The organism is Streptomyces vilmorinianum (assembly GCF_005517195.1).
Taxonomy (GTDB): domain Bacteria; phylum Actinomycetota; class Actinomycetes; order Streptomycetales; family Streptomycetaceae; genus Streptomyces; species Streptomyces vilmorinianum.
The window spans coordinates 1,162,963-1,178,244 of record NZ_CP040244.1 but is presented as its reverse complement, the minus strand read 5'-3'; the positions used below and the strand labels follow the sequence as shown (position 1 = coordinate 1,178,244).

Genomic DNA, 15,282 nt, shown 5'->3' with positions numbered 1-15,282 from the left:
ACGACAGTGAAGCTAGGACGGCAGCGGGCGGCCGTGGGCGGCGTACTCGTCGCGCAGGGACGCGATGGCGTCCATGGTCAGGCGTTCGTACGGGGCCGTCGGCGTCGGGCGCCACCAGACCGGGTCCTCGCAGAGGAAGGACTCCCGGCGCAGCGCCACGCGGTGGATCTTGTTCGTCGCGGTCAGCGGGAGCGCGGGGACCACGCGCACGAAGCGCGGCGGCATCTTCGTCCCCAGGTCCGGCTGGGCGGCGAGGAACTCCTGGAAGGCCGCCGGGTCGAACGCGGCGCCCTCGCGCAGGGCGATCGCCGTCATCACCTGGTCCCCCGCCACCGGGTCCGGTATCGCGTAGACCGCGACGCCCGCCGCGCGCTCCCACCGCGCCAGGATCTGCTCGATCATCGCCGCCGCGAGGTTCTCGCTGTCGACCCGCAGCCGGTCGTCCGTACGCCCCGCGAAGTACAGGAACCCGTCCGCGTCGCGGTAGAAGAGGTCCCCGGTCCAGTACCAGCCTCCGCGCAGGCGGGCCGCCTGCGCCCCGGGGTTGCGCCAGTAGCCCTCGAAGGGGTTGCGGCCGCGGTTGACCAGCTCGCCGATCGCCGAGGAGGCGTTGAGGAGCCGGCCGGTGGGCGAGAAGGCCGCGGGCTCGCACTCCTCGCCGGACTCCGGGTCCACGACCGCCAGGTCGTCCCCCGGGGCCGCCCGCCCGATGGCACCCGCCGGTGTGTCCGGCGTCCGGCGGATCGCCGCGCCGCCCTCGGAGGAGCCGTACCCCTCCACCAGCCTCGCCCCGAACCGCTCCTCGAAACGGGCCGCGTCCACCGCCCCCGCCTCCGTACCGAAGCCGAGCCGCAGTCCGTGCGCGCGGTCGTCGGGGCCGGGCGGGGTGGCCAGGAGGTACTGGATCGCCCGGCCCACATAGGTGAAGTAGGTGGCGCCGAACTCCCGTACGTCCGGCAGGAAGCGCGAGGCCGAGAACCGGGCCCGCAGTGCGACACCCGCGCCGGCCGCGAGCGCCGGGGCCCAGTCCGCGATCACTGCGTTGCCGTGGAACATCGGCATGCAGATGTAGTGGACGTCGTCCGGCCGTACGCCGAACTGCTCCACCAGCGACGCGCCCGCCGCCGCGAGCCGTCCCTGACTGCAGATCGCCGCCTTGGGCGCCCCCGTCGAGCCGGAGGTGAAGTAGAGCAGCAGCCGGCTGTCGTGGCGCACCGGGCGGGCGACGGCCTCGCCCGGTTTCGCGCCCTCGAAGGGGACCAGGAGTTCCCGGTACGCGTCGGTGTCGGTCACCAGGACGCGTACGCCCGGCAGGGGAAGCCCGTCGAGCAGGGGAAGGTACGCGCGCTGGGTGACCAGGATCCTGACCTGGGTGTGCTGGATGTCGCGGGCCAGTTCGGCGCCGCGCCGGGTGGGGTTGATGCCGGCGACGGCGGCCCCCGCGAGGGCCGCCGCGCTGAGCCAGAGCGGGAACTCCGGCGTGTTGTCGAGGAGCACCCCGAGGTGCGGCTCGGCACCCCGGGGCAGCAGATCGACGAGCAGCGCGGCCCGCGCGGCGGCTCCGGCGGCGACCTGGTGGTGGGTGAGGACCGTGTCCTGCGTCCTCAGTCCGACCCTGTGGTCGCCCCACTGACGCTGCACGAGCTCCGCCACGGTCATACGCCGGACGGTAACTGACGAGACGTCAGAATTGAACATCCGAGCACGCGTAGAAGGCGTTCCCGGTGTCCGCGATCGTCCAGACCGCCAGAATCAGATGCCGGCCCGTCTTGCCCGCCGGGATGGTCCCGGAGTGCGAGAGCGTGGACGGCGGCTGCTGGTTGTTGTACGGGACGGTGAGGAACGGCTGCGGGTCGAGGGCGGCCCGCGTGAGCTTCTGGGTGCCGTTCCAGCCGTTCTTGGTGATGTAGTACCTGAAGTCGGTGGTGCTGTGGCGGGCGGTGAACTGCCAGCGGAAGGTGTGGCTCTGGCCCGAGGTGAGCCTCGTGGTGGGCCAGGCGCCGCCCCGGGGGTCGTCGAGCTGGGCGAAGCGGGAGTTGCCGCCGGCGCAGATCGTGCCGTCGGCGGGCCCGGCGGCCGGGAAGCCCTTGGGGCCCTCGACCGACTGCGGCTCCCACTGGATGCCGCCGCAGTTGGTCACGGTGCCGTTGGCGCAGAGCTTCTGGCGGCTGATGGGGAGGTCGGTGTAGCCGTGACTGCTGGCCGTGCTCGTGGCGAAGAGGGAGGCGCCGGCGACGCCGAGCGTCACCGCCGCCACGCCTATCTTTTTGCGCATGCTGTCGCTCCAGGTGAACGTGGGGGAGTTCTGTGACCCGTGCTGCACGCGTGCGGTGGTGGTGCGGTAGTTCTGCGGTGGTTCTGCGGTAGTGCCTATTCCGGTCTAGACCAAGTAACAAGGTATTGACGGAAGTTGGCCGTGTCCAGACCGGTCACGCGCCTTCTCCGGAGGCCGTGCGGCCGGTGTAGAACGCCACGGTCAGGTCCTTGACCAGCGCCTTGCGCTCGTAGTCGTCCAGCTCGACGAGACCACGCGTGGTCAGCCGGTGGACCACGTCGTCCACCGCGTCCACGACGGAGGTCAGCACGCTGTCCCGGTGCTTGGCGTCGATCGCGGCGATCCGGCGCCGCTGCATCGCGGCCGCGATCTCGGGGGCGTACTCGATCCGGGTCGGCTGCGCCGAGAACACGTCGATCCCCACCGGGGCGCACTCCGCGGAGATCATCCGGGTCAGGGCCTCGCCGACGGCCTCCGCGTCGCGCAGGGTCGGGGCGTCCTCGTGGAAGGCGTCCGCCGGAAGCTGGGACAGGACCCGGGCCATCGCCGCCTCGACCTGCTCGCGCAGGTACTCCTCGTGCCCGTCGACACCGAGCGCGGCGCGGACGGTGTCCCGGATGCGCCAGACGACGAGGACGACGACATGGAGGGCGGTGCCCTTGGCGTCCACCGCGGAGAGCGGCTCGCTGCGCCAGTGGCGCAGGCGGACGTCGACGCGGCGGCGCAGGAGGAGGGGGCTCATCCAGACGAGACCGGTGCGGCGGACGCTGCCGCGGTAGTCGCCGAAGAGGGTGAGGACCCAGGCGTAGCCGACGCGGCCGCGGCCGAGACCGCCGAAGGAGAAGAGGGTGATGAGCACGCCGAGGGCGAGGAGGGCCCACTGTCCGAGGTGGATGCCGTGGTACGGACGCGGGGGCAGCCGGAGCATCCGGGCGAGCTGCTCGGGCACGGCCCCGGTCCACCACAGGACGGCCGCGCACCCGGCGAGCGCCAGCATCCCGGCGACGACCCCGATCCACCCGGGCAGGACGGGGCCGTCGCGCTCGACGAGCTTGGGGTCGGCCGTGGGGGCGGGGCGGGCGGGATGGGAGCGGGTGGGGGCGGGGATGACGGCCTTGGGGGTGGGGGACGCGGCCGGCACCGGGGGTGCCATGGCGACGGTGTCCGGGCCGCCGTCGTCGTCCGGCTCCTCCCGGAAGAGCAGGTGCACGGGGATCGACCCGGTCGTCTCGGCCCCGATCACGGTCCTGCGCCGGACGGAGGGGCGGGCCTGGGTCTGCGTCGGGGGCTGGGTCTGGGGTGGGGTCTGGGGTGGGGGCAGGGTCTGCGCCTGCGCCTTCATGTCGGCGGCCACCGGCACGGCGACGACCCGCACCCCGGCCCCGACGATCCGCCGAAGATCGGGCACGCCTCCGGGCGCGTCCACCGGGGGCGCGGCGCTTTCGCCGGAGCCCACGGGGTGTTCGCCCACCTCGCTCGGACCGACCGAAGCCGCGGTCGGCGTACCCGGCCGCAGCTCCCGACCGCCCAACGCGGTCGCGCCAAGGCCGGTCGGCGTGACGAGGCGGGACTCCGGGCCGCCCGAGCCGATCGGGGTACCGGAGCGAAGCTCCGGGCCGCCCAAGGCCGTCGCGCCAAGGCCGGTCGGCGCACCGGGCCGGGACTCCGGGCCGCCCGAGCCGGTCGGGATGACGGACCGAAGCCCATCCGGCCCACGCGCGACGGACGGACCCGAGTCATCGGACCAGGCCCCCGGCGCGCCCGGAGCGGACGACGCACCCGGAAGGGTCGCCGCGGCCGACCCTGCGGGGGCCGTCGGCGTACCGGCCCGAAGGACCGGACCGACCGAAGCCGCGGTCGGCACACCGGGCCGCAGCTCCCGACCCCCCAACGCGGTCACGCCCAGGCCGACCGGCGTACCGGGCCGGGACTCCGGACCACCCAGAGCTGTCGCACCCGAACCGGTCGGCGTACCGGAGCGAAGCTCTGGACCACCCAACGCGGTCGCGCCCAGGCCGACCGGCGTACCGGGCCGGGACTCCGGACCACCCAGAGCTGTCGCACCCGAACCGGTCGGCGTACCGGAGCGAAGCTCGGGACCACCCAACGCGGTCACGCCCGAGCCGGTCGGCGTACCGGGCCGGGATTCCGCGCCGCCCGAGCCGGTCGGGGTGACGGACCGAAGCGCATCCGGCGTACGGGTCGAAGCCGCGGTCGGCGTACCCGGCCGCAGCTCCCGACCGCCCAAGGCGCTCGGCGTGACGAGCCGGGGCTCCGGGGCGGTCGGGGCGGCGGGCGCGGCCGGGGGCTGGGCGGCGGACGGGCCCACCCGCTCCCCCGCAGGGCCGACCGCAGGACCGACCGCGGGACCGGCCGCGGGGCCCGGCGGAGTCGGCCCCGTACCGGCGACGGTCGACGGTCTCGGGCGCGCGCGGAGCTCGTCCGTCAGGCGGCGGGCCGTGCGGGCCGCGTCGCGGCTCGCCGCCGCGCCCGAGTCGGGGGTTGGGGTCGATGCGGTCATGGGGTCCACCTCATGCTCTCGGGGTCATCGGAACAAGCGCCGCCAGGTCTCCGGGCCCGGGTAGCCGTCGGCCGCGCCGCCGCGCCATCCCTGTGCCCGCTGGAACGCTTCGACACTGCGACGGTCCGCCTCGCTCCAGCGCGGACCGGGACCCGACAGGTAGTGCTTGCCGTAGCCCCGCTTCACCAGCTGTTTGCCCAGCTTCTCCACATATGCGTTGGATTGGCCCGGACGGAAGTAGCCACGCCCGGGGAACCCCGCCACATGGGCGCTTGACCCGCCCGAACCACTCGAACCGCCGATGCTCCTGCCCTGGCCCGCCACCAGAAGGCGCCAGGTATGCGGCCCGGGCATCCCGTCCGCCTCCTTGCCCTTCCAGCCCTGCGCCCGCTGGAACGCCTGGGTCGCCCGCCGGTCCGCCTCGCCCCAGCGCGGGCCGGGGCCCGTGCTGTAGTACGCCTTGCCGCCGCGCTGGACGAGCAGCCGCCCGAGCTGGGTGACGTACGCGTTGTTCGCGCCCGGCCCGAACATCGCCGAGCCCGGATACGGCGTCGCCGTCGTGGTCGAGCCGGCGCTGCCGCCGCTCACCACGCCCCGGTACCGGTAGGCCGTGTAGCGGTCGGAGTAGCTCCAGTACGCCAGCGGCGTGGCCTGCCGGCGGGTGCGCGGCTTGGTCTGCTCGTACGCGATGTACGAGGTGTGGGTGTAGTCCGTCCAGCCGCCGAAGATCGTGACGTGCGAGCCCTTGGTCGGATTGGCCGGGTTGTGGAAGAGCAGGATGTCGCCGGGCTGGAGCTCCGTGCGGTCGATCCGCTCGCCGAAGCGGTCGAGGCTGCCGGTCCACTCGTTGGCGCGCAGGTTCCACGCCATCGAGATGTAGCCGGAGCAGTCCTGGCGGTAGCCGTCGGACCAGTACCTCTCCATCGAGTACGGGACCTGGGCGTTCACCCACCGCTTCGCGCGGTTGATGATCTCGGCGCGGGTGGTCTTCCGCAGGGACTGGGTGGTGATCTGACTGGTCGTCGGAGTGGCGACGGGGGACGGCTGCGCGCCGGGGCCGGGGGCTCCGTGCAGCGGGCCGGTGCCGCCCTGGGGGGTGTCGGGGCCGGGTACGGCGGCCGTGGCCGCCGCGCCCGCACCCGTCTCCGACGTCAGGTCCGCCGGGGTGACGGGCGCCGCCGGGTCGGACGGCCGGGCGAGCGCGCTCACTCCCCCGCCGCCGAGGACCACGCCTGCCGCGGTCACCAGGACCAGCGCGCGGCGCGCTCCGTGCGCCGCCGGGTGACCGCCTGCCCGTACGGGCAGGCCAAGGGCATGATCGCGCCGCTGCTGGGCGCAGCCCGCGCAGCCGCAGTCGGCCGCGGGCTCGAACTCCTCGAAGACCGGCACACTCATGCGATTCCCCTCCACACTCGTCAAGATCTTTTGGCGCTGGTGCACGGGCGCCAGTGTCTCAACTGTCTGGACAAATCGCATTTTGACGGATCGAAGCTACGAAAGGACCATCCGACAGGCCGGGGGCGATCGGTAATGGTCAGGAGCACCCTCGGACGTCGGGTAGAGTTATGCAGGTCAGCAGGCGCCGCTAGCTCAGTTGGTTAGAGCAGCTGACTCTTAATCAGCGGGTCCGGGGTTCGAGTCCCTGGCGGCGCACGCACAGTAGAGGCCCCCTCACCATCGGCGAGGGGGCCTCTACTCGTTCATCCAACTCCCGTACGGAATCGGCCATCTCCCCGGTCGTGCGGAGGAGATCTGGGCCGGGACCGGACGCCCGTTCTAGAGTTGCGGAACCCGAACCTCCCGCGGCGGCGCCGGGCTTCTCCCGCAGTCCGTGCGCCCGCGGTCGAGGACCGGCCCGGCCGTCGGGCGCGCGGGGCGTGGCCCGCCGGCCGGGCCCGGTGGTCCGATCGTGGCCGTGATCAGGCCTTCGCCGTTCCCGTCAGGTACGCGGAGACGACCACGTTCGCCGTGTACGTACCGGTCGCGCGGTCGAAGGTCCCGCCGCAGGTGATCAGGCGCAGCTCGGCGCGGTCGGCCTGACGCCGGCCGTACACCTTCCGGGCGTCGAAGTTCTCGCGCGAGAAGACCTGGACGTCGTCGATGGTGAACACGGCTATCGAGCCGTCCGTCCGGGTCACCTTCACCGTGGCGCCGGGGCGGGCGGAGCTCAGCGCGTAGAAGACGGCCGGCCTGGTCGCGGTGTCGACATGGCCGACGAAGAGGGCCGCGCCCGCCGCGCCCGGATGGGTGCCGGTGCGGAACCAGCCGACCGTGCGCGGCATCTCGAAGGGCGGCGGGTCGACCGCGCCCGTACCGTCCAGGCCGCGTCCGACGACCGGCGCCGCGATGCCGAGGGAGGGGATCTCCACCCGGCGCGGCTCGGCGGGGTTCATGGGGCGGTGGGCGGGCGGCAGGGGGGCGCCGAGCGGGCGGCCGACCGCGGCGATGTCACCGGTGGTCGGGGCCGAGGCGCCACCGGGCCCGTCGGCGATCTCGCGGCCCCAGAGCGAGAGCCCGAGGAGCAGGACGGCCCAGGCCACCCCGGTCGACATCCGCCCGCTGCCCGCCGGGCGGGGCGCGGAGGACACGGCCGTCAGTCCGTGCCCGGGGCCGAGCCCGTACGGCGGCGGCGTGCGCTGCGGAAGGCGACGGCCACGGCGGCGATGGCGGCGAGGCCCAGGCCGACCAGGGTGTACGGGGTGCCGAGGCCGTTCGCGCTGGTGGTCTGCGCGACGCCCGGTGCGGCCGGAGCCTGGACCGCGAGGGCCGCACCGCCGCCCCCGGCCCGGACCGGGGCGATCGGGCTCGCGTGCTGGGTGGGCCGGTGCGTCGGTTGGTGGGTGGGCTGATGGGTGGGCTGATGCGTCGGTTGATGCGTCGGCTGGTGCGTCGGCTCGGGCTTGCGGTGCTGGACGCGGATCAGGCCGACGTCACGATGCTCCCGGCCGTCGCAGGTCACACTGACCTTGTACGTGCCCTTCTCCAGGCCCGACTTGACGGTGGTGTCGCCGAACAGCGGGAAGTCGCCGCCGTCACGGCCGGTGAGCTCGGCGTCGGCGACGAAGGCCTGGGACCTGGCGACACCGGTCGTGCCCTTGCAGCCCTGGACGCGGATGTCGACATCGGCGCCCGGCGCGGCGGTGGACGGGGTGACGGTGACCTTCACCCCGTCGCCGGCGTAGGCGGTACCGGCCGCCGGTGCCAGTACCAGCAGGGCCGCAGCCCCTGCGGCACGGAGAGCAATGGGACCTGAACGCATCGTGACCTCCTGATACTGGCAGGGTCACCCGGTTCTGGCCTTCTCGCATCCGCAGGGGTCCGACCAGGGGCTTTCCAGACGCGCTGGACGCGCTAGACGCGGTCCACAAGGTCGGCGATCGAGTCGACGATCTTGGAGGGCCGGAACGGGAAGCGGTCGATCTCCGCCTGCGACGTCAGACCGGTGAGCACCAGGAAGGTCTGCATGCCCGCCTCCAGGCCGGCCAGGATGTCGGTGTCCATCCGGTCGCCGATCATGGCGCTGGTCTCGGAGTGCGCTCCGATGGCGTTGAGGCCGGTGCGCATCATCAGCGGGTTCGGCTTGCCCGCGAAGTACGGCTCCTTGCCGGTGGCCTTCGTGATGAGGGCGGCGACCGAGCCGGTGGCCGGCAGCGGGCCCTCCAGGGACGGGCCGGTCTCGTCGGGGTTGGTGCAGATGAACCGGGCGCCGGCGTTGATGAGCCTGACGGCCTTGGTCATGGCCTCGAAGGAGTACGTACGCGTCTCGCCGAGGACCACGTAGTCGGGGTCGTGGTCGGTCAGGACGTAGCCGATGTCGTGCAGCGCGGTGGTCAGTCCGGCCTCGCCGATGACGTACGCGGTGCCGCCGGGGCGCTGGTCGTCCAGGAACTTGGCGGTCGCGAGCGCCGAGGTCCAGATGTTCTCCACCGGCACCTCCAGGCCCATGCGGGCGAGGCGGGCGTGCAGGTCGCGGGCGGTGTAGATCGAGTTGTTGGTGAGCACCAGGAACGGCTTCCCGGTCTCCCGCAGCTTCTTGATGAACGCGTCGGCGCCGGGGATGGGAACGCCCTCGTGAATGAGGACGCCGTCCATGTCGGTGAGCCAGGATTCGATCGGCTTGCGCTCTGCCATGTGCGTCGGACTCCTGCCGTACAGAAATCGTGCGGTGTGCTGGGGGCGCCGCGACAGCGCTGTGGCGACGCCCCCAGCCTAATCAGGAAGCCGTGACCTTGACCCCGTCGATCACCCAGTACCAGTTGTTGGACCCGGTGTAGCGGAAGCGGAAGCTCACACTGGACGCCCCGGAGGGGACGTTGACGGTGAGCGACTGCGGCTGGGAGACGACGTCGGAGGTGTAGCTCTTGACGACGGTCGGCGTACCGCCGTTGAAGGAGGCGAGGACCTGGGCGGTCTGGCTGCCCTCCTGGCGGTAGAACGTGGTGAAGTCCAGGGTGACCCGGGTCGCGCCGGAGACGCCGTACGCGGGCGTGACCAGGGTCGAGTCGTACGTACCGGAGAAGGACTTGTCGGCCCACTCGTCGGAGTCGGCGACGGCGAAGACGCCGCGGGCGCGGACGTTGAGCTCACGGGACTGGTCGCGCTGGGTGCGGGACCAGAACTCGTCGGTGGCGAAGGCCCAGCCGCGCCACTCGGCCATGCCGCCGGTGCCCATGGCGTTGTTGATGACGGACCAGCCGCTGGGCGCGGTGTGGGTGAAGCCGAGGACGCCGGTGGGGATGCCGGTCTCGTCGACGCGGGTGCTCAGCGATCCGTGGAGCGCGTCGAAGGGGTCGGTGGAGCGCTGCTGGATCGGTTTGCCGTCCAGGCCCCAGGAGGCGGCGGGGACGATGCCGAGCTGGTGGAAGACGGTGGCGGCGACGTCGACGAGCCGGGTGTCGATGGGGCGGGCGCCGGCGGCGATCCCGGGGCCCTGGGCGAGGACGAAGGTGCGGCGCTCCTCGATGGCGGAGCCTCCGTGGCCGCCGGCGTCGGTGTGGCCGTGGTCGGTGGTGACGATGACGGTCCAGCGCTCGGTCGCGTAGGCGGGGCGGGCCTTGATCGCGGTCAGCAGCCGGCCGAGGTAGCCGTCCTGGACGTCGATGGCGTCGAGGTAGCGCCGGCTGGCGGCGCCGTAGCTGTGGCCGGCCGCGTCGGTCTCGCCGAAGTAGACGAAGAGGACGTCCGGGTTCTGGTTGCGGAGGATGTCCTCGGTGATGTCGGTGATCACCTTGTCGTTGACGGCGTAGTTGTTGTTGTAGACGAGCTTGGCGTCGGCGCCGGGGGTGACCGTGCCGTGGGTGTCCAGCTCGGGCCAGTCGACGGCGGCGAAGAGCGAGAGGTCGGGGCGGATCTGGCCCAGCCGGGCCAGGAATCCGGGGTAGGCCGCGTAGTTCTTGCCGGTGAAGGTGTTGTCCTTCACGCCGTGCTTGTCGGGCCAGACGCCGGTGGAGATCGTGGACCAGCCGGGGCCGGACGAGGTCGCGGCCATCGGGTTGGCGTAGAGCAGGGAGAGGCCGTACGTCCCGTTCGCCATCAGGGACTTGAGGGTGGGGGCCTTGGCGGCGTCGATCCTGTCGTGGCGCACGCCGTCCATGCCGACGACGAGCACCTTGTCCTTGCTCGTGCCGTTCGGGAGCGTGGGGGAGGCGGCGTGGGCGGCGGGCGCGGTGACGGCGCCCGTGGCGGCGAGGGCGGTGGTGGCGCCTGCGGCGGCGAGCACGGTGCGACGGGATATGCCGGTGATCGGCATCTTCGTTTCCTCCGTGAATGGGGGTGGCGGCATGCCAACGCCCCCGACTCCTCGGGGGCGTTGGTGCGTTGGTGCGTTGGCACCTTGGTCCGTACCCGTTATCTTTCCGCTACATGGGAGGGGATTCCAGAACCGTGCGGTGAACTCTCAGCTGCCGGTCGCGGACTTCCACGCGTCGACGTACGCCTTGAGGTTCTTGTCGACGTCCGCCCAGTCCGGCTCGAAGATCTCGACGCCCTCCATCAGCTTCGCCAGCTCGATCGCGTTGGCGTCGGTGGCCTTGACGTCCTTGCGGGCCGGGAAGCCGCCGCCGATCGCGCTGACCTCGCGCTGGGCCTGCTCGCCGAGCATGAAGTCGAGCAGCTTCTTGCCGTTCTCGCCGTGCGGGGCCTTGTTCACCAGGCCGGCGGCGTACGGCAGGGCGAAGCTGGTCGGCTTGCCGCCGTCCTTGGCCGGGAACCAGATGCCGAGGTTCGGCATGGACTTGGACTGGGCGAAGTTCATCTGGACGTCCCCGTTGGCGACGAGGATCTCGCCCTTGTCGACCTTGGGGGCGAGCTTGGAGGTGGAGGAGGACGGGCCGACGTTGTTGGCCTGGAGCCTCTTCAGGTACTCCATCGCCGGCTCCTGGCCGCCGAAGTCGTGCATCGCCTTGATGACGACGGCCGTTCCGTCGCCCGCGACACCGGGCGTGGAGTACTGCAGCTTGTTCTTGTACGAGGGATCCAGGAGCTGCTCCCAGGTCGTGGGGGCCTGCTTCAGCTGCTCCTTGTTGTAGATGAAGCCGAAGTAGTTGTTGACGACCGAGGTCCACTTGCCGTCGGCGGCCTTGTCGGCGCCGCTGACCTGGTCGGCGCCCTGGGGGGTGTAGGACTGCAGCAGCCCCTTGGAGTCGGCCTGCTGGATGAAGGGCGGCAGGGTCACGATGACATCGGCCTGCGTGTTGTTCTTCTCGCGGACGGCGCGCTGCACCATCTCGCCGGAACCGCCCTCGACGTACTTGACCTTGATGCCGGTCTGCTTCTCGAAGTCGGCGAAGACCTTGTCGTACCAGCCGTCGCCCTTCTCGCCCTTGAGGCCGTCGGCGCTGTAGACGGTGACGATCTTCTCGTCGGATGCGGTGCCCGAGGAACCGCCGCAGGCGGTGAGCGTGGCGGTGAGCGTGGCGGTGAGGGCGAGGCTGCCGATGACCGTGGCGGCGATCGGGTTGGCGTACGTACGCATGACGTCGTTTTCTCCTAACGGAAGGAAGCTCTGGTACGGATACGGGAGACGGCGAGCAGGACGAGCAGGGTCGCGGCCATGAGGACCACGGCGAGCGCGGAGCCGGTGAAGAGGGAGCCGCGGTCGGTGGCGGTGAAGATCAGCACCGGAAGCGGCAGCCAGTCCGGCGGGTAGAGCATCATCGTGGCGCTCAACTCGCCCATGGACAGGGCGAAACAGAGCCCGGCGGCCGCGTTCAGGGACGGCAGCAGGAGCGGCAGCTTCACCCGGAGCAGGACGTACGAGGGGCGGGCGCCGAGACTGGCCGCCGCCTGCTCGTACATCGGGTCGAGACGGAGGATGGCGGCCGCGACCGACTGGTAGGCGAACGCCGTGACAAGAATCGTGTGCGCGAGGACCACGATCCAGCGCGTGCCGTTCAGGAGCACGGGCGGCTGCGAGAAGGCCACCAGGACGGCGAGTCCGACGACCACCGAGGGCACGGCGACCGGCAGCACGAACAGCGCGTCGAGGAGCCTCCTGCCCTTGGCACGGAGGGCGGCCGCGGCGAGCGCCGCCCAGGCGCCGATGGTCAGCGCGAGCACGCTCGCGGTGACGGCGGTGACCAGGCTGGTGGTCAGCGCCTGGAGCGACTCGCCGCGCACGGCCGCCGTGTAGTGCCCGGCCGTGGGCCCGGAGGGAAAGGCGCCGGACCAGTGCGTGGAGAACGAGGCGGCGAGGATCACGAGGAGGGGCAGGGCGAAAAGCGGCACGAAGAGGACTGCGAAGAGGACCCAGGCGGTCCACCGGCCCGTACGGCTATGCACCAACACGACGACTCACCACCCGGTAGAGGCCGTAGAGACCGACGGAGATCGCGACGTTGACGACGGCGACCACGCACGCGGCGGCGTAGTCGGACTCGAGGATCGCCTTGCCGTAGACGAGCATCGGGAGTGTCGTGACGCCCTTGGCGCCGGTGAAGAGGACGATCCCGAACTCGTTGAGGCACATGACCAGGACGAGACTCCCGCCGGCGGCGAGCGCCGGCAGCGCCTCGGGCAGGATCACCTGCCGCACGATCCGCAGCGGCCGCGCGCCGAGGGAGGAGGCCACCTCCAGCTGGGCGGTCTCCATCTGCGAGAACGCGGCGAGGAGGGGGCGCATCACGAAGGGCGTGAAGTACGTGATCTCGGCGAGGAGGACACCCCAGGGGGTGGTCAGGAACCGGAAGGGCCCGGTGCCGGGCTCGGCGCCCGTGAGGTCCGTCCACACGCCGTTGGCCATGCCGACCGTGCCGTAGAGGAAGAGCAGGGCGAGCGTGATCAGGAAGGACGGGAAGGAGAGGAAGACGTCGATGAACTTCGACACCGCCTTCCCGCCGGGGAACGGCACGAACGCGATGACGAGGGCCAGGACGAACCCGAGGACCAGGCACCCGACGGTGGAGCCGACGGCCAGCCAGACGGTGGTGACCAGGGCCTCGCGGAAGGTGTCCGAGGAGAACACGTCGGCGTAGGCGCCGGGGGCGAGGGACTCCCGGACGACGAGGGCGAGGGGATAGAGGAAGACGAGCCCGAGGGCGACGACGGGCGGAACGGCCCAGAGCCATGCGGGCACGCGACGCGGGACGCGTCCCGCGCCGGCGTCCCCTGCGGAAGCGGGGCCCGCGCCACGGCGAGCGCTGGGCGGCTCGTTCTCCACGCCACGTGCGCGTTCAGGCTTCATGAGCGGCTCCGCGGGGCTACCCATCGGTCACCCCGGCCCCCAGCAGCACCCCGTCCTCCGGTGCGAAGTGCAGCGTGACCTCGTCCCCAAGTGCCGGCGTCTCCCGGAGCTCCCGGACGTCCGCTGTGACGCGGTGGCCCTGGACGTCGACGTACAGGCGGTGCGTCGAGCCCCGCCACTGGACCTCGGCGATCCGCCCCCGCAAGGCGTTCGGCCCGTCGCCGAGGCCGACGAGGTGCGGTCGTACGCACAGCGTGGCCGGGGAACCGGGCGCCGCGTCGAGGACCGGCACCTTGAGCTCCGTACCTTCGAAGGCGATCCCACCCGCCCCGACCGTCACCGGCAGCAGGTTCGCGTTGCCGACGAACGACGCCGTGAACTCCGTACGAGGACGGCGGTACAGGTCCTGCGGCGTGCCGCAGTCCTGGAGCCGGGCCTTGTCCATGACGGCGATCCGGTCGGCGAGGGTGAGCGCCTCGACCTGGTCGTGGGTGACGTACAGGATCGAGACGTCGGGCAACTCGCGGTGGAGACGGGCGAGTTCCGCCAGCATCCCGGAGCGGAGCTGCGCGTCCAGCGCGGACAGCGGCTCGTCGAGCAGCAGCACGTTCGGCCGGATGGCCAGCGCCCGCGCGATGGCGACGCGCTGCTGCTGTCCGCCGGACAGCTCGCGCGGGTAGCGCCGGGCGTAGGCCGCCATCCCGGTCATCTCCAGGGCCTCGGCGACCCGCCCGGCGATCTCGCCCCTCGGCGTCTTCTGCGCCTTCTGCGCCTTCTGTGCCCTCTGCGCCTTCAGGCCGAAAGCCACGTTGTCCTCGACCCTCATGTGCGGGAAGAGCGCGTACTGCTGCACGACCATCCCGATCCCCCGCCTGTGCGGCGGGAGGGCCGTGACATCGCGGTCGCCGATGAACACCCGCCCGGAGGCGGGCTGGACGAACCCGGCGACCGCCCGCAGCGCGGTCGTCTTGCCGGAGCCGGAGGGCCCGAGCAGGGCCATGACCTCGCCGGGCTCGACGGTCAGGTCGAGCGAGTCGAGCACGGTGTGGTGGCCGTACGCGACGGTGACGCCGTCGAAGCGGATCCCGCTTCCCGTTCCCGTTCCGGTTCCGCTTCCGGTTCCGGTGGTCATGTCCCCGACTCCGCGAGCAGCGCGGGCAGTTCCGCGACCGAGGCGAGGACGTGCGTGGCGCCGTGCTTCCGCAGCGCGGTCTCGTCGTGCGCCCCCGTCCGCACGCCCGCCACGATCCCGGCGCCCGCCCGGACCCCGCTGAGCATGTCGTACGACGTGTCGCCCGCGACCACGATCTGCCGGACGTCGTCCACGACTCCGGTACGGAGGAAGGCGGCGAGGACCATGTCCGGATACGGGCGCCCCCGGCCGCCCGCGTCCGCCGGGCAGAGGGTCAGCTCGACCAGGTCCCGCCAGCCGAGCGCGTCGAGGATCGCGTCCTGGGTGACCCGGGCGAACCCGGTGGTCAGGACGACCGTCCGGCCCTGCCGCCTCAGCTCGGCGATCGCCTCGGCCGCGCCGGGGACCGGCGCCATCAGGCCGCCGGCGACCAGCTCCCCGTACGCCTCCTCGAAGGCGAGGTTGGCCTGCCGGGCGCGGGTCTCGTCGCCGCCGAAGAGGTGGCGGAAGACGGAGATCTTGGACTCGCCCATGGTGGCGCGGACGTAGTCGATCATCGTGGCGGGGTCCTCGCCGAGGCGCTCGGCGGCCGCCGTGAAGGCCCGCTCGACGAGGCCGCCGTCGGCGACGGTGGTGCCCGCCATGTCCAGTACGACAAGGTTCCGTTCGGTCAT

Annotated in this window: 13 protein-coding genes and 1 tRNA gene; 1 reads left to right on the top strand and 13 read right to left on the bottom strand. The window is 72.2% G+C overall.

Annotated elements, in window-relative coordinates:
- Window positions 1-12: 12 nt before the first annotated feature.
- The 4 genes from FDM97_RS05600 to FDM97_RS05585 all read right to left on the bottom strand — a co-directional run bounded on the left by FDM97_RS05600 (window position 13) and on the right by FDM97_RS05585 (window position 6,191).
- On the bottom strand, window positions 13-1,659 hold the full coding sequence (locus FDM97_RS05600; RefSeq protein ID WP_137989148.1) for an AMP-binding protein: 1,647 nt from the start codon (window positions 1,657-1,659) through the stop codon (window positions 13-15).
- A 25-nt stretch (window positions 1,660-1,684) separates the two neighbouring features.
- Window positions 1,685-2,275, bottom strand: coding sequence for a lytic polysaccharide monooxygenase auxiliary activity family 9 protein (locus FDM97_RS05595; RefSeq protein WP_137989147.1), 591 nt, complete (start codon window positions 2,273-2,275; stop codon window positions 1,685-1,687).
- A gap of 154 nt (window positions 2,276-2,429) precedes the next feature.
- Window positions 2,430-3,731 carry an SPFH domain-containing protein gene (locus FDM97_RS37065; RefSeq protein ID WP_432816194.1) on the bottom strand — a complete coding sequence of 434 codons (1,302 nt, stop codon included), beginning with the start codon at window positions 3,729-3,731 and terminating at the stop codon, window positions 2,430-2,432.
- A gap of 1,089 nt (window positions 3,732-4,820) precedes the next feature.
- A complete protein-coding gene (locus FDM97_RS05585) occupies window positions 4,821-6,191 on the bottom strand; it encodes a peptidoglycan-binding protein (protein ID WP_137989146.1) in 1,371 nt (456 codons plus the stop codon).
- 184 nt (window positions 6,192-6,375) lie between these two features.
- Between FDM97_RS05585 and FDM97_RS05580 the strand changes: the two genes are divergently transcribed.
- Window positions 6,376-6,449 (top strand) — tRNA-Lys (locus FDM97_RS05580).
- A gap of 266 nt (window positions 6,450-6,715) precedes the next feature.
- On the opposite strand, the gene FDM97_RS05575 is transcribed toward FDM97_RS05580, so the two are convergent.
- The 9 genes from FDM97_RS05575 to FDM97_RS05535 form a co-directional block, all read right to left on the bottom strand.
- A complete protein-coding gene (locus FDM97_RS05575) occupies window positions 6,716-7,348 on the bottom strand; it encodes a class F sortase (protein ID WP_137994674.1) in 633 nt (210 codons plus the stop codon).
- Between the two features lie 41 nt (window positions 7,349-7,389).
- Window positions 7,390-8,055 carry a PT domain-containing protein gene (locus FDM97_RS05570; protein WP_137989145.1) on the bottom strand — a complete coding sequence of 222 codons (666 nt, stop codon included), beginning with the start codon at window positions 8,053-8,055 and terminating at the stop codon, window positions 7,390-7,392.
- 92 nt (window positions 8,056-8,147) lie between these two features.
- A complete protein-coding gene (locus FDM97_RS05565; RefSeq protein WP_137989144.1) occupies window positions 8,148-8,927 on the bottom strand; it encodes an HAD-IIA family hydrolase in 780 nt (259 codons plus the stop codon).
- A gap of 82 nt (window positions 8,928-9,009) precedes the next feature.
- On the bottom strand, window positions 9,010-10,545 hold the full coding sequence (locus FDM97_RS05560) for an alkaline phosphatase family protein (protein WP_137989143.1): 1,536 nt from the start codon (window positions 10,543-10,545) through the stop codon (window positions 9,010-9,012).
- Between the two features lie 147 nt (window positions 10,546-10,692).
- The gene (locus tag FDM97_RS05555) at window positions 10,693-11,769 is read right to left on the bottom strand and encodes a 2-aminoethylphosphonate ABC transporter substrate-binding protein (RefSeq protein WP_137989142.1); all 1,077 of its coding nucleotides are present in this window, start codon (window positions 11,767-11,769) and stop codon (window positions 10,693-10,695) included.
- Window positions 11,770-11,783: 14 nt separating this feature from the next.
- Window positions 11,784-12,581: an ABC transporter permease gene (locus FDM97_RS05550; protein WP_137989141.1), complete on the bottom strand. Its 798-nt coding sequence runs from the start codon at window positions 12,579-12,581 to the stop codon at window positions 11,784-11,786.
- Complete coding sequence (locus FDM97_RS05545; protein ID WP_137989140.1) at window positions 12,568-13,476, bottom strand: 2-aminoethylphosphonate ABC transporter permease subunit; 909 nt, start codon at window positions 13,474-13,476, stop codon at window positions 12,568-12,570. The genes FDM97_RS05550 and FDM97_RS05545 overlap by 14 nt, the downstream gene beginning before the upstream one ends.
- A gap of 16 nt (window positions 13,477-13,492) precedes the next feature.
- Window positions 13,493-14,608, bottom strand: coding sequence for an ABC transporter ATP-binding protein (locus tag FDM97_RS05540; RefSeq protein WP_137989139.1), 1,116 nt, complete (start codon window positions 14,606-14,608; stop codon window positions 13,493-13,495).
- The gene (locus FDM97_RS05535; RefSeq protein WP_137989138.1) at window positions 14,605-15,282 is read right to left on the bottom strand and encodes a phosphonatase-like hydrolase; all 678 of its coding nucleotides are present in this window, start codon (window positions 15,280-15,282) and stop codon (window positions 14,605-14,607) included. The genes FDM97_RS05540 and FDM97_RS05535 overlap by 4 nt, the downstream gene beginning before the upstream one ends.